The 13,863-nt window shown below is 47.8% G+C and carries 13 protein-coding genes and 1 tRNA gene; 10 read left to right on the top strand and 4 right to left on the bottom strand.

The window, feature by feature from the left end; all coding sequences use genetic code 11:
- Positions 1-41: 41 nt before the first annotated feature.
- Together ACYVB1_RS10645 and ACYVB1_RS10640 are read right to left on the bottom strand one after the other, a co-directional pair.
- Positions 42-1,394, bottom strand: coding sequence for a DEAD/DEAH box helicase (locus ACYVB1_RS10645; protein WP_460923558.1), 1,353 nt, complete (start codon positions 1,392-1,394; stop codon positions 42-44).
- Between the two features lie 80 nt (positions 1,395-1,474).
- Positions 1,475-2,530 carry an AI-2E family transporter gene (locus tag ACYVB1_RS10640; protein WP_460923557.1) on the bottom strand — a complete coding sequence of 352 codons (1,056 nt, stop codon included), beginning with the start codon at positions 2,528-2,530 and terminating at the stop codon, positions 1,475-1,477.
- Positions 2,531-2,696: 166 nt separating this feature from the next.
- Here ACYVB1_RS10640 and ACYVB1_RS10635 point away from each other — a divergent pair, with 166 nt between their 5' ends.
- From ACYVB1_RS10635 to ACYVB1_RS10615, 5 genes are all read left to right on the top strand, one after another.
- Positions 2,697-4,031, top strand: a complete 1,335-nt coding sequence (locus ACYVB1_RS10635) for a dihydroorotase (protein WP_460923556.1) — start codon at positions 2,697-2,699, stop codon at positions 4,029-4,031.
- Between the two features lie 152 nt (positions 4,032-4,183).
- Positions 4,184-4,260, top strand: a tRNA-His gene (locus ACYVB1_RS10630).
- Between the two features lie 250 nt (positions 4,261-4,510).
- On the top strand, positions 4,511-5,434 hold the full coding sequence (locus tag ACYVB1_RS10625; protein WP_460923555.1) for a PfkB family carbohydrate kinase: 924 nt from the start codon (positions 4,511-4,513) through the stop codon (positions 5,432-5,434).
- Between the two features lie 173 nt (positions 5,435-5,607).
- A complete protein-coding gene (locus ACYVB1_RS10620; RefSeq protein ID WP_460923554.1) occupies positions 5,608-5,841 on the top strand; it encodes a hypothetical protein in 234 nt (77 codons plus the stop codon).
- A gap of 148 nt (positions 5,842-5,989) precedes the next feature.
- Positions 5,990-7,228 carry an NAD(P)/FAD-dependent oxidoreductase gene (locus tag ACYVB1_RS10615; protein ID WP_460923553.1) on the top strand — a complete coding sequence of 413 codons (1,239 nt, stop codon included), beginning with the start codon at positions 5,990-5,992 and terminating at the stop codon, positions 7,226-7,228.
- A gap of 252 nt (positions 7,229-7,480) precedes the next feature.
- On the opposite strand, the gene ACYVB1_RS10610 is transcribed toward ACYVB1_RS10615, so the two are convergent.
- A complete protein-coding gene (locus ACYVB1_RS10610) occupies positions 7,481-9,196 on the bottom strand; it encodes a M61 family metallopeptidase (RefSeq protein ID WP_460923552.1) in 1,716 nt (571 codons plus the stop codon).
- Between the two features lie 160 nt (positions 9,197-9,356).
- Between ACYVB1_RS10610 and rpmH the strand changes: the two genes are divergently transcribed.
- From rpmH to ACYVB1_RS10585, 5 genes are all read left to right on the top strand, one after another.
- Entirely contained in the window at positions 9,357-9,518 is a 162-nt protein-coding gene (gene rpmH, locus ACYVB1_RS10605) for a 50S ribosomal protein L34 (protein ID WP_162347583.1), read from the top strand.
- 37 nt (positions 9,519-9,555) lie between these two features.
- Positions 9,556-9,966: a ribonuclease P protein component gene (locus tag ACYVB1_RS10600; RefSeq protein WP_460923551.1), complete on the top strand. Its 411-nt coding sequence runs from the start codon at positions 9,556-9,558 to the stop codon at positions 9,964-9,966.
- 27 nt (positions 9,967-9,993) lie between these two features.
- Positions 9,994-11,643, top strand: coding sequence for a S41 family peptidase (locus ACYVB1_RS10595; RefSeq protein ID WP_460923550.1), 1,650 nt, complete (start codon positions 9,994-9,996; stop codon positions 11,641-11,643).
- Positions 11,644-11,768: 125 nt separating this feature from the next.
- Positions 11,769-12,464 (top strand): tRNA (adenosine(37)-N6)-threonylcarbamoyltransferase complex dimerization subunit type 1 TsaB, encoded by a 696-nt coding sequence (tsaB, locus tag ACYVB1_RS10590; RefSeq protein WP_460923549.1) that lies wholly within the window; start codon positions 11,769-11,771, stop codon positions 12,462-12,464.
- A 9-nt stretch (positions 12,465-12,473) separates the two neighbouring features.
- Positions 12,474-12,986 carry a DUF2480 family protein gene (locus tag ACYVB1_RS10585; RefSeq protein WP_460923548.1) on the top strand — a complete coding sequence of 171 codons (513 nt, stop codon included), beginning with the start codon at positions 12,474-12,476 and terminating at the stop codon, positions 12,984-12,986.
- Positions 12,987-13,509: 523 nt separating this feature from the next.
- Here the strand turns inward: ACYVB1_RS10585 and ACYVB1_RS10580 are convergent.
- Positions 13,510-13,863, bottom strand: a 354-nt coding sequence (locus ACYVB1_RS10580) for a hypothetical protein (RefSeq protein WP_460923547.1), incomplete at its 5' end; no start/stop codon positions are given.

Raw genomic sequence — 13,863 nt, 5'->3', positions numbered from 1 at the left:
AATAAAAAGGGAAGCGTGATAGGCTTCCCTTTTTATTTTATTTACCGCTTCTTACTTCCTTTCTTCTTTGTCTTTTTCCAGAAGGATGCTTTGGGGTCTCCTTTGCTTTGCTTCGGCTTACCTTTCGGAATAGCTTTCTTTTCGTGGAAAGCACCTTTAAAGTCCGGGTTTTCCTGGCGCTTCAGGTGGTCGATGGACTTGGCTATTTCCTGTTGCTCTTCAAAAGGTGTTTTAAATATTTCCACCTCTGCCGGTAAAGGCAGTTCAGGTATCTGCATCCGTATCAGCTTCTCAATCTTGCGGATGTGGTACATCTCTGCCTCGTTGGCAAACGTAATGGCGATGCCTTCGTTTTCAGCACGGCCCGTGCGGCCAATGCGGTGCACATAATCCTCGTAAACAAACGGCACATCGAAATTAATCACGTGGCTCACCATGGTCACATCAATACCACGTGCTGCCACATCAGTAGCTACCAGGAAGCGCACTTCTCCGCCTTTAAAAGCCTCCATCGAATTAATACGGGTATTCTGCCCCTTATTGCCGTGTATAGCACGTACCTCACCGTAGTTCCGGTGTTCTATAAACCTGGATACGCTCTCCGCATTCTTCTTGCTCCTGGTAAAGATGATGACGCGGTTCAGCTTTTCCTCGTCCTGAATCAGGTGCTCCAGCAGGGCTATTTTAGTGCGCAGGTTCGGCACCTGGTACAGCACCTGGCTTACGGTTTCTACCGGAGTAGCCTGCGGCGTTACCTCCACGCGTGTCGGGAATTCCAGGAACTCCTCTGAAAGGGTCACGACTTTCTCCGGCATGGTGGCCGAGAACAACAGGTTCTGGCGCTTGCGCGGAATCACCTCCAGTATCTGGCGGATCTGCGGCATAAAGCCCATGTCCATCATTTTATCGGCCTCGTCCAGTATCAGCGTTTTCAGCTCTTTCAGAACCAGTTCTCCCTTCAGGTATAGCTCCATCAGGCGCTTGGGCGTAGCCACAACTATATCCAATCCTTTGTTGATGGTTTCTATCTGCGTTTTAGGACCCAGTCCTCCATAAATAGCTGTGAAGCGCAGGTCGGTATATTTGGCCAGCAGGGCGATGTTCTCTTCTATCTGCATAGCCAGTTCGCGGGTAGGGGCAATAATGGCAGCCCTCGGGTTCATGCCTTGCGCATACTTCACTTTCATCAAAAGGGGCAGGAGATAGGCTGCGGTTTTGCCTGTGCCTGTCTGGGCAATACCCAATACATCCTGGCCATTCAGAATAAGTGGTATGGCCTGCTGCTGTATAGGAGTCGGTTTTTCATAACCAGCTTCTTCAATGGCATTCAGCAGTTGTTTGTTCAGCTTAAAATCTTCGAATGTGGTTGTTTCTTTCTCTGCTTCTTCTGCCATGGCTGTGTTCATTTACTTTCGGTTTATTTACAAAAGTACGGTAATTTTATGGTAGGGAGGTACAGGCGGTTCAGAATAGGTCATTTGTACTCCTCTTCTCCATCCTTGCCAAGCACAAAACCAAAGGGCTTTAGCCGGTCTATGTTGTCAAAAATAACTTTAGCAATGCCCAGGTAAGGAACAAAAAGCACCATGCCCACTATTCCCCATATAGCACTTCCCAGCAGCAGGACCATGAGTGTGGCCATTGGGTTGAGCTTTATCTTTGCACCCGTAATGTTTGGAGTGAGGATATAGCTTTCAATTTGCTGCACCACCAGAAAGAAGATGGCAACCACTAATGGCGTCCAGAGCGAGTCTTTGGTAAGCAAGGCAAATAATACAGGAATCAGGCTGCCTGCAAGGGAGCCGAGGTATGGGATGATGTTCAGGAGGCCCGCCAGCAATCCAAACAGCAAGGCATGGTCTATGCCTATCACCATCAGTCCTAATGTGTTGATGACTGTAAGGATGAAGACAACCAGGAAAACTCCTGAAATGTAAGAACTGGCAACAGTGGTAATCTTGCCTACTATTTCATGTGCGTTCGAGTTGTAACTTTTGGTAAGGCGCGAAATAAAGGTTTTCAGTCTCCTCCTGTAAAGTAGAAACAGGAGCGTATAGCTCATTACAATGATAAAGCTGACCAGCAGGGAGCTCGCAAAAAGAAACAAGCTTTGAAGGTAAATGCCAATATACTGCAGCGAGCTTCTGAGGCTTCGTTGTATGTACTCATTCTGCTTTTCCCTCGAAACATCAAAGTTTTCTTTTACATACTGATGCGCCTCGTCCAGCAGCTCAGTAAGCTTGTAATCGAGCCGGGGAAGGTCGTAGGCCAGTGCCGTCAGTTGGTCAATGAGTACGATAATCAGTAAAATAAGCAGGATAACGACGGCCAGCACACAGAGTATGGCAGCCAGGGTAGGGTGGATGCCCCATTTCTCGAGTTTCCGGCAGGCAGGGGCGAGCAGCATGGCAAACAAACCACCAATCGCGACAGGCACCATGAAGTCCCTGGCAAGGTAAAGGATGCCAAAGAACAACAGCAGCGCCAGCAGCACCTGGTTAAATTGCCGGAGGGAAAAGCGTTGATTCATTTTTAATTTAAAAAGCTGCTGTTTCGGTTGTTTACTACAGTAAGAGCTTCTCTGTTTCGGGGCATATGTAGGCAGGGGCGGTTGTAACAGCCTGCAACAGGGGGGAGAATTTTGATTATTTGCTTTTGTGTTGTTGATTCAGGCTATCATCCCCTATCTTAGCAATATGAAAAGTACGCTTATAAAGAACGCACAGCTAGTTAACGAAGGAAGCATCACCACTTCCGATGTACTGATAAAAGACGGACGCATTGCGCAGGTCGGCCAAAACATCACGGCCGAAGCTGATGAGGTTATTGATGCTACTGGGCTGCACCTGCTGCCTGGCATCATCGACGACCAGGTACACTTCCGGGAGCCGGGCCTCACACACAAGGCAACCATTGGCTCTGAAGCCAAGGCGGCTGTGGCTGGCGGTGTTACTTCGTTTATGGAAATGCCGAACACAGTTCCCAATGCCATAACGCAGGAACTGCTGGAAGACAAGTATAAAATAGCCGCTGAAACATCGCTGGCCAATTACTCCTTCTTTATGGGGGCCACCAACGACAACCTGTCGGAGGTGCTGCTGACCAACCCCAACACAGTATGCGGCATCAAAATATTCATGGGGTCCTCTACAGGCAACATGCTGGTGGACAATGTGGAAACGCTGGAGGAGATTTTCTCGAAAGCCAAGCTGCCTATTGCCGTGCATTGCGAAGACGAGCAGACGATACGCGACAACATGGCTGTTTATGAAGAGAAGTACGGAGACGATATCCCTGTAAAGTGCCACCCGGAAATCAGAAATGAGGCGGCCTGCTTTAAGTCTTCGTTTATGGCTGTGAAGCTGGCAGAGAAGCACAACACACGCCTGCACATCCTGCATATTTCCACTGAAGAAGAACTGAAGCTTTTCCGCAACGATATTCCGCTGGAGCAGAAGCGCATTACGGCAGAACTGTGCGTGCACCACATGTGGTTCGATAAAGAAAATTACGACACCTTTGGCTCACAAATCAAGTGCAACCCTGCCATAAAAGAGGCTCGGCATAAAAAGGCTTTGCTCCAGGGGCTGCTGGACGATAAGCTGGACATTATTGCCACGGACCATGCGCCGCATACTTGGGAAGAGAAGCAGGGCACGTACAAGAAAGCGCCGTCGGGTGTGCCTTTGGTGCAGCACTCGTTGCAGATGATGCTGGAGTTTGTGCGGGAGGGTAAGTTAACGCTGGAAAAAGTAGTGGAGAAAATGTGCCATGCCCCAGCCACACTGTTTAATGTGCGGGAGCGCGGTTATATAAGAGAAGGCTACTGGGCCGACCTGGTGCTGGTAGATGCAAATAGGCCCTATACCGTTAGCAAAGACAACATTTATTACCAGTGTAACTGGTCTCCTTTCGAGAACCATACCTTCCACAGCACGATTACCCATACCTTTGTGTCGGGGCACCTGGCTTTTGCTGATGGTGCTTTTGATGAAAGTAAAAAAGGCGAACGCTTGTTGTTCGACAGGTAAATCTGCAGAAAAGGACTTGAATATACAGAGAAAATATATTTCTGATTTGTAGTGGCTTAGCCTCAGGTGTCTATTTTTTGAGGTAAAAAAATGCGCCAGGTTATTGCATTGTTTCAATTCCTCTGTATATTTGCACACTCAAACGAGACACGGTGGTTGTAGCTCAGTCGGTTAGAGCACCAGATTGTGATTCTGGGGGTCGTGGGTTCGAGCCCCATCTTCCACCCCAAGCCCTTGAAGCTAACTTCAAGGGCTTTTTTATTTTAATGGTTAAATTGCTCTATGGTTGGATAGTTGGTCTCATTGTTAAATGAACAAGGCCATTCAGCAATGAAACAACAAATGAGTTGTTGGTGATAACACACAACAACGGCGAAAGCTTTCGCAGTAGGAGTGGGAGAAAGTAACTAAGGTTTTGTGGTAACACATCCTTTGCCCCATTCATCATTCGTAATTCATAATTCGTAACTGATAAAAATATGAGCTTAGTAGTAGTAGGTTCAATGGCGTTTGATGCGCTGGAGACACCTTTCGGGAAAACAGACAAAATTGTAGGTGGTGCGGCCACATATATCTCCTTATCGGCTTCTTACTTTGTGAAGCCTGTAAATGTGGTATCTGTGGTGGGAGGTGACTTTGACCAGGACCACATCCAGTTGATGCACCAGCGCAATATCAGCACCGAGGGTGTACAGGTAAAGGAGAATGAGAAGTCGTTCTTCTGGTCTGGCCGCTATTTTAACGACATGAACAGCCGCGAAACGCTGGTGACTGAGCTGAATGTGTTGGGCGATTTCGACCCGATTATCCCGGATAGCTACCAGGGCTGCGAATACCTGATGCTGGGTAACCTGGCCCCGCAGGTGCAGCGGACAGTAATTGAGCGCCTGAATGAGCGCCCGAAGCTGGTGGTGATGGATACTATGAATTTCTGGATGGACATTGCCCTGGATGAATTGAAAGCGACAATAGGGCTGGTGGATGTGCTTTCTATCAATGATGAAGAGGCACGCCAGTTGAGCGGGGAATATTCTCTGGTAAAAGCAGCAAAGGCTATCATGGCGTTGGGGCCAAAATTCCTTATCATTAAAAAAGGCGAACACGGTGCCCTGTTGTTCAACGAGGATAAAGTGTTCTTTGCACCAGCCCTGCCATTAGAAGAAGTATTCGACCCAACCGGAGCCGGCGATACCTTTGCCGGTGGTTTTATTGGGTACATTGCCAGCACCGGCGATACCAGTTTCGAAAACATGAAGCGGGCTGTAATCTATGGTTCTGCACTGGCTTCGTTCTGTGTGGAGAAATTCGGTACAGAGCGCCTGAAAAACCTGACGCAGGAGGAGATTGACCAGCGCGTACAGCGGTTTGTGAACCTTGTAGCTTTCGACACCATACTGCCGTAGTTTAGCGATACATAATGAATAAGAGAAAGGGGGGCTTTGGCCTCCCTTTTTGCATTTAAGAGGAGCTGGCAGTACAGGAATGATTTTGCCTGTATGTAACAAAACGCGGGCTTAGGGGGTAAAACTTAGTATAGAGTAAACGAAGAGACGGACACTAAAAGAGGAGACAGACTATGAACGATAATAATAGAGATAAAGAAAGCAATAAAGAGAGACTACAGAAGCAGGCCGAAAGACCAATATCTGATATTACAGAAGATAAGCGCTGGAAGGACGGGCATAACGAAGACATATCTTTGGACCCCGCACAAAAGATAGCGCAGACTGGTTCAACGACTGTACAGAACCCACAGCGAAACCTCGCCAAAGGTGGTAACAATACTAATGCTAAACACAGATCAGGATGATTTGGCTTTAGTGTTATTATAAGCAAAATAACAACTATGAAAATATAGAAGGAGGACGGCCTGTAGGGTCGTCCTCTTTTTTTGTGCTTTCAGGGTGTGCAGCAGAGGCCGTAAATCCTTATCTTTCGTTTTGTTCATACCTTATTGCATGTACCAAACCGATATCTGTATTCTGGGGGCAGGCCCCGGCGGCGCAACGGCGGCGCTTCACCTCGCTAACAAAGGCATCCCGTCCCTCCTGATTGACAGGGCTACCTTTCCTCGTGATAAAGTCTGCGGCGATGCCCTAAGTGGCAAGGTAGTGAACGAGCTGCGGCGCATTGCGCCGGAATTGCCCGTTTTGTTTAGCCAGCAGGAGGAGCAGCTGCCGTCCTGGGGAATACACTTTATCTCTCCCGGAGGGCAGCAACTGAGTGTGCCGTTCAAGTATAACTACAATAAAGTTCAGGATATCCCGGCAGGCTATATCTCTAAACGCATACATTTCGATAATTTTCTGATAGAGCAGGTAAAGCAGCGCCCTGAGGTGCAGTTGTGGGAAGGGGTAGAGCTGACACAATACGAACGGCAGCAGGATGGCAGCTTTATCCTCTCTGGCAAGGATGGGCAGCCACAGGTACAGGCAAAGCTATTAATTGCCGCCAACGGGGCGCAGTCGGGGTTTGCACGGCATGTGGCCCAGTTACAGCAGGAGCCGGAGCACTATTGTGCCGGATTGCGCGCCTACTATAAAAATGTGGCGGCGCTGGACCAGGATAACTTTATCGAGCTTCATTTTTTCAAAGACTTTCTGCCTGGCTACTTCTGGATTTTTCCGCTTCCAAACGGCCATGCCAATGTGGGTGTGGGCATGCTGAGCAGCGCCGTGAGCAAAAAGAAAGTGAATTTGAAAAAAGAAATGCTCCGGATGATCCAAACGCACCCGAAGCTACAAAAGCGCTTCTCCAACGCCGAACTCATTGGCGACATCAAAGGCTATGGCCTGCCGCTTGGCTCTAAAAAAAGAAGCATTTCTGGTGATAACTATATGTTGGTGGGTGATGCCGGCGCTCTGATAGACCCCTTTACCGGAGAAGGTATCAGTAATGCCATGATTAGCGGGAGGTGGGCAGCTGAACAGGCAGCGGCTTGCCTGCAGGAGCAGAACTTCTCAGCAGCCTTCATGCAAGGTTATGACGCCGCTGTGTATAACCGCCTTTGGAAAGAGCTGAAGCTGAGCCGGAAAATGCAGCAGCTGCTGAACTACCCGTGGCTCTTTAACCAGGTAGCGTCCAAAGCTTCTAAGAACAAAGCCCTGGCCGAAACTATCTCCTGCATGTTCAACGACCTGGACCTGCGTGAACGTCTTAAGCAACCTTCTTTTTACCTGAAGCTGCTTTTTAACTAGACAAAGATTTGAAGATAGATGACAAAAGACTTTTTCCTGTATCGTTCGTTTGTGTCATCTCGAACGCTAGTGAGAGATCTGTGTCAGATGTGGAATACTCATGGATCTCTGAAAACATGAACATTTTGCGTCTTGTTCTACTGCTAAGCCTACGAAGATATCAGATCTCTCACTAGCGTTCGAGATGACAGTAGTAGAAAGGCAGCTACAGGCGGCCGTTTCAACCTTTTGTCTAAATATCTTTTGTTATCCTCAAAACTCCTGCTTCAGCCACAACTTAAAGTTCTGCTTCTGTTCTTCTGTGGCGTCTGCGCGTTTCTCAATCGTGAACTTGCTGTAATAGCTTTTTCCATCCGGCTCTAACTGCACTACCCGTAGTTGCTTCTCCCGGAACAGCGTTAGCTCTACCGCATCTGGCTGTAGCGAGAGCAGCTGCTGCAGGTTGTTCTCTAATTTGCGGCCATTCAGGGCTATTAACTCATCCTCTATACTCAGCACCTTGCTGGCAGGAGCGTCCGGGGCAATGGCCGTTACTTTCACTACCTGGTCAGATGAAACCTTAAAGCCGTATCTGCCCTCGTGCAGCAGCGGATTTTCCTGTTCTTTTAGGGTGCAGCCAACATATTGCAATGCTTCATCTAAAGCAGGCTCAAGCGGTGCGGTTCCGTTTATGTACTTGTCGAAATAAGGTTGAAGCGATCGCTCCGCTACCTCCTCCACCAAGCGGGCATAATCCTGCTCAGTATAGCCGATGTCTCTTTTTCCGAAGTTTTCCCACATTTTGCGCATCACCGTGTCGAGAGAGGCTGTGTTGTGTGTTGCCTGGCGCAGTTGCAGGTCAAGCAGCAGGGCAGTAAGCGCACCTTTTATATAGATGGATACCTTGCGGTCGGGGATGCCGGGTTTGTAGCCATCCAGCCACAGGTCGAAAGAGGAGTCGGCGACGGAGAGGTTGTGGCGGCTGTAGTCTGCGAAATAGCGCTGCAGTGTCGTATTCAGCTCCTCAAAATATTGTGCTGCCGTGAACACCCCCGACCGCGCCAGTATATAGTCGCCGTAGTAGGTGGTGATGCCTTCCGCCACATAGCCTGTCCGGAAGTAATTCTCCTGCACAAAGTTATAGGGCAGCATTTCCTTAGGTCGTATCTTCTTGATGTTCCAGGTATGGAACAGTTCATGCGAGCTTACCCCGATAAACTCTTTGTACAGGCTCGGCTGCATGAGCAGTTCACCCGGGCCAAGCGTAATAACGGTAGAGTGGCTATGCTCCACTCCGTGATAAAAGCGGTAAGGCAGTATCTCGTTCAGGTAGTGGTACTCCGGCACCGGGAAATCGCTAAACACCTCCAGTTGCTCTTTGGTGAAGGCGGCAAAGTCCCTTTTAATCTTTTCCCAGCCTGGTTGGCAGTCGCCCTGTATCCAGATGTGAAACGGGATATTATCTACCTCAAACGTTTCCTTCTTCAGGCTGCCGCTGGCAATAAAGGGGCTGTCTACAAGGGCATCGAAGTTAGGCGCTTCTAACACGTGCTTTTCTTTCTCGGGTAGTCCGCAGGCAATCTGCCAGCCTTCGGGTATGCTGAGTTGCAACTGGCAGGGCTCCTGTTCCAGCCCCTCCACCGCCATCAGGCAGTTGATGGGGTTCAGGTACAGCTGCTCCTCGTCCAGCCACGAACCGCCGGCATCCATCTGGCGCGCAAAGAAGCTGTATCGAATCTCCACTGTCTCAGCTCCGCCAGCTTTAACCAGCCATCGGTCTTTGGTCACTTTGCTGATAGGTACAGCTTGCCCATTAGCACTGGCTGTGATGTCCCGCAACTTCTGGGCAAAATGCTGCAGTTCATAACGGCCGGGGCGCCAGGCTGGTAGTTGCAGGTACAGTTCCTCCTGCTGATTCTTCGAAATGGTAAGGGTAATGTCAAGAAAATGCGTGAGCGGATTGGTGTACGAAATGCGGTAGTTTATCATTTTTGAAGGGAGTCTAGCATTATAATTTGACCTCTATTGCTGCTTCAACGGCTGTTCAGCATCTTTTGATAGAGTTTTTTGAAGAATATTGGTGCCTGACATTGCTAATTTACAAAAGGTTGCCTAATTTTGCAGGCCATAATAAAACCATTGGCATACGATGAAAAGAACATTCCAGCCTTCTCAGAGAAAAAGAAGAAACAAGCACGGTTTCAGATCAAGAATGGAAACCGCAAACGGTAGAAGAGTATTGGCCAGCAGAAGAGCCAAAGGCAGAAAGAGACTAACTGTTTCTGACGAAAAAAGACATAAGGCGGCCTAATCCCTGACCGGGATAGCTTCGCTCGTCGTTTCCGCTGATGCACACAGAGCCAGCAGGCGAACATAAAGCAGAGCAGCCACCTCTCTATACATTTTCAAAAGAAGAACGCTTGTGTAGTAAGCGCCTCATCGCGCTGCTATTTAGCAAGGGTTCTTCTTTTAATGTATACCCGTTGCGGTTTGTGTACTACACGCCGCAAGATGTGCCTCCTGGGCAGCCCCAGGTGCTCATTTCCGTTTCTAAACGTTATTTTAAGCGCGCCACCGATCGCAACCGCCTGAAGCGGCAGATACGGGAGGCATACCGCCTAAACAAGCACATCCTTTACCAGAACCCGGCGCAGGCTCCGCAGCTATTGGGTATTCTCTATATTGGTAAAGAAAAAAAGCCCTTTGATTCTATCCAGAAAAAACTAATTTCAGGTTTGGAACGTTGTTTGATTAAGTAGTCTTACCTCGTCCTTAACCGCGGAATTATGTATAAAAAGTATATAACAGGCCTTCTGATTGGAACATTGGGCTTAGGCCTGTTCTCGTTCAAATCAGAATCAGACAAGTATTTTGAAATAGCTAAAAACCTCGATGTTTTTGCCACCTTATTCAAAGAGGTAAACACCTATTACGTAGACGATGTGCCTCCTGCACAAATGATGCGTACCGGTATCGACGCGATGCTCAAGTCGCTGGACCCTTACACCAACTATATTCCCGAAGACGATATTGAAGATTTCCGCACCATGACCACAGGTCAGTACGGCGGTATTGGTGCTGTTATCGGTAACCGCGATGGAAAAGTAGTGGTGCAAATGCCTTATGAAAGCTCCCCGGCCCAAAAAGCAGGCCTGGTTATTGGCGACGAAATCCTGAAAATTAATGGCGTAGCGGTAACAGGTAAGTCTACCAGTGATGTCAGTAAGATGCTCAAGGGGCAGGCAAATACAACCGTAAAACTAGAGATACGAAGCTATGGACAGTCGAAAGGCAGAACGGTAGAGCTTACGCGCTCCAACATCATGGTGGAGAACGTGCCCTACTATGGCATGATTGACAGTGAAATAGGCTACTTCCAACTCTCTGGCTTCACTGTGGATGCTTCTAAAGAAGTAAGAATGGCGGTGCAGAAGCTGAAAGAGCAGGGTGCTAAGAAGATTATCTTTGATTTACGTGACAATCCGGGTGGTTTGCTGCATGAGGCGGTAAATATCTCGAATGTATTCGTGGATAAAGGAAAAGACATTGTAAGTACCAAAGGAAAGGTGACGGACTGGAACAAAACCTATAAGTCGCTGGATGATCCATTGGATAAAGATGTGCCTCTTGTTATCTTAACCTCTTCCCGAAGTGCTTCAGCTTCTGAGATCGTGGCCGGCGTTATGCAGGATTATGACCGTGCTGTGCTGGTAGGAGAGCGGACTTTTGGTAAAGGCCTGGTGCAAGCTACCCGACCACTTTCCTATAACTCACAACTGAAGGTAACAACAGCTAAATACTATATACCAAGCGGGCGCTGCATTCAGGCAATTGATTATGCGCATCGCAATGAGGACGGTAGCGTTGGTAAAATTGCAGATTCACTGCGGGTTGCTTTTCAAACAGCGAACGGACGGGTTGTGTATGACGGAGGTGGTGTGCGCCCTGATGTAGAGGTAGAGCAGCAGGCGTTTTCTGATATCACCAAAGCCATAGCTTCTAAAGGCCATTATTTTGAATATGCCAACAAGTATAAGGCGGAGCATGCTACTATTCCATCTGCTAAAGATTTCAAGCTAACAGATAAAGAGTATCAGGATTTTGTCGCTTTCTTGGGAGATAAAGATGTGTCCTATCGCACAGGCATTGAAAGCGAACTGGAAGACTTAGCCAATAAAGCGAAAGAAGGAAAACATTATGATGACATTAAAGCGGAACTGGAGGCAATTAAAAAGAAAGTGTCTCATAATAAGGCAAACGATTTGATGCGCTTTAAAGCGGAGATAAAGGAAGTGCTGGAGGCTGAAATCGCTTCGCGTTATTATCTGCAAAAAGGATATATCGAGTCAACTTTCGATGATGATCCGAACATATTGATGGCAAAGCAGGTGTTAAAGGACCAACAGAAGTACAACTCCTATTTAAAGAGTAACTAAGCTGATAGCTAAAAAGAGAGGGTGGTGCAGTGATGTGCCACCCTCTTTTGCTTTCTGCTCGGTAGCAGAGCTTTTGGTTCCTTGGCTTTGTTAGGCTAATTTTGTTGCACATTTAATTTCAGAACATGTCACTATTACTAGCACTCGAAACTTCTACCACTGTTTGCTCTATTGCCCTGTTCAAGGAACAGCAACTGCTAGGCGCTTCGGAACTGCAAATAGAGAAGTCTCACTCATCACACATTACAGTTATGGTATCGCAGTTGGTGGAGAATTGTGGAGCTGCTTTGGAAGAGTTAAGCGCAGTGGCTGTATCCGGAGGGCCGGGATCCTATACCGGGCTTCGGATTGGTTCTTCCACAGCGAAGGGCTTGTGCTACTCCCTCGATATCCCGCTGCTGGAGGTGTCAACACTCTACGGGTTAGCGGCGCAGGTGATAGCAACCACCCCGAATCCGGAACGCTACCTTTTCTGTCCGATGCTGGATGCGCGGCGGATGGAGGTATATACCTGCCTGCTCAACAGTAAACTGCAGGAGGTTAGCCCAATTGAACCAGTTGTGCTGGATGAGCAGACATTTAGAGACAAGCTCAAAAACCAGCCGATTATCTTCTTTGGGAGTGGAGCGCAGAAGTTCAAAGATCTGGTAACAGATTCGGAGCATGCGCTGTTTATAGATGGGGTGCTGCCATCAGCTAAAACAATAGGGCAGTTGGCGCTACAGAAGTATGAGGAAAAATCCTTTGAAGATGTAGCCTATTATGAACCCTTCTACCTTAAGGATGTTTACATAACAAGTGCAGGTAAAGGCACAAAATAAAACAGAACTATGTCAGAGTTAATAAATAAAGTTGCGCAAAGCGCGCTGGTAACCCTAAACCTGGAGTTGCTGCTGCATCCGGGAGAGCGCGTAGTGTATGATATAAAAGACAATCTTTTCCATGGTCTTATTCTGAAGGAAAAAGACTTCCGGGCCTTTGTAAAGGAAAATGATTGGTCAGCGTATGATGGAAAGAACGTGGCTATTATATGTAGTGCCGATGCCATTGTTCCCACCTGGGCCTATATGCTGCTGGCAACTAAGCTACAGAACCACGCCAACTATTATGTATTCGGAGATATGGAGGCACTGGAGCAGGCGATGATGCAGGAGGCTATCGCTAAAATTGATTCGGAGGAATACAGAGATGCAAAAGTTGTTGTGAAAGGCTGCGGAAGCATACCTGTGCCTACTTATGCTTATGTAGAGGTAATGAGAAAGTTGTTACCTGTTGCCAATAGCGTTATGTATGGAGAACCCTGCAGTACAGTGCCACTTTATAAGAAACCAAAAAACGCTTAAAGAAAAGTATTTAATGTAGCAGGAAGGCAGGGAGAAATTTTCCCTGCCTTTTTTGTTCCTTTCTGCAGGCAAAGTAAAGAGAAAAGAAAAACCATACTGGATGTCTTTGAGGAATATTGTACCCCACAATTGAGGAAATACATCTCTGTGTCATTCCCTAGTACCAGAGAAGCAGGTAAAGGCAGAGAAAAAGCTCCTAAAGAATTTATCTTTTCTCTGGAACTTCCGGCTCTTGGGCTACTGTTACTTCCCAGCGTCCGGACCTGGAAAGGAAACGGAACAGTAAAAACACCGTGGGGGCAACCTAAGGGACAGGGCGCCAGGCTCACCTTCTCGGGCAGGCCTGAGAAAAAACTTACAGGCGTTTTAGAAGGTTTTCCCCCGCAGTGTCAGGCACTTGCGGCGGGGGAGGAGAGGGGCAGGAGGTTTTCCTCATGCTGCCCCTTGCAAAGCAGGAAAAGATACCTACCTTTGCATCCCGCTTCGGCAGGAAGGGGAAAGGGAGGGCTTGGTAACACAGCCTCTACGTGAAGAAAAGGAAGGGTGGGGAAGAAGAAAAAACTTCTTTCGCTGCATTGCAAAGAGCGAAACTCTTCGTACCTTTGCAACCCGCTTCAGAAGGAAGCAACGGAGAAAAGAGACAGAAAATAAATTTCTTCTTTTTTATTGCAAGCAGAGAAAAAGTTCTTACCTTTGCATCCGCTTCCAGAGAAAGGGAGGCAAGTGGCACGGTTCTTGAGATAAAGAGAAGGTCGCTGAAAAAAAAGAGAAGAAAATTTTGGTGCTTAAGTAGAAAACGCCGAACTTTGCGACCCGCAAAAGAGCAAGAGGCTCTTCGTGAGTGAGAAGAAAACACCGGCATCATCAGGATGCCGCA

It is taken from the genome of Pontibacter brevis (assembly GCF_054779655.1).
Note: the sequence above shows the minus strand (reverse complement) of the source record. Positions and strands in the feature narration are given on the sequence as shown.

Coding starts and splice junctions, on each gene's coding strand:
- ACYVB1_RS10645 (WP_460923558.1), bottom strand. CDS start 1,394: ATGGCAGAAGAAGCAGAGAAAGAAACAACCACATTCGAAGATTTTAAG.
- ACYVB1_RS10640 (WP_460923557.1), bottom strand. CDS start 2,530: ATGAATCAACGCTTTTCCCTCCGGCAATTTAACCAGGTGCTGCTGGCG.
- ACYVB1_RS10635 (WP_460923556.1), top strand. CDS start 2,697: ATGAAAAGTACGCTTATAAAGAACGCACAGCTAGTTAACGAAGGAAGC.
- ACYVB1_RS10625 (WP_460923555.1), top strand. CDS start 4,511: ATGAGCTTAGTAGTAGTAGGTTCAATGGCGTTTGATGCGCTGGAGACA.
- ACYVB1_RS10620 (WP_460923554.1), top strand. CDS start 5,608: ATGAACGATAATAATAGAGATAAAGAAAGCAATAAAGAGAGACTACAG.
- ACYVB1_RS10615 (WP_460923553.1), top strand. CDS start 5,990: ATGTACCAAACCGATATCTGTATTCTGGGGGCAGGCCCCGGCGGCGCA.
- ACYVB1_RS10610 (WP_460923552.1), bottom strand. CDS start 9,196: ATGATAAACTACCGCATTTCGTACACCAATCCGCTCACGCATTTTCTT.
- rpmH (WP_162347583.1), top strand. CDS start 9,357: ATGAAAAGAACATTCCAGCCTTCTCAGAGAAAAAGAAGAAACAAGCAC.
- ACYVB1_RS10600 (WP_460923551.1), top strand. CDS start 9,556: ATGCACACAGAGCCAGCAGGCGAACATAAAGCAGAGCAGCCACCTCTC.
- ACYVB1_RS10595 (WP_460923550.1), top strand. CDS start 9,994: ATGTATAAAAAGTATATAACAGGCCTTCTGATTGGAACATTGGGCTTA.
- tsaB (WP_460923549.1), top strand. CDS start 11,769: ATGTCACTATTACTAGCACTCGAAACTTCTACCACTGTTTGCTCTATT.
- ACYVB1_RS10585 (WP_460923548.1), top strand. CDS start 12,474: ATGTCAGAGTTAATAAATAAAGTTGCGCAAAGCGCGCTGGTAACCCTA.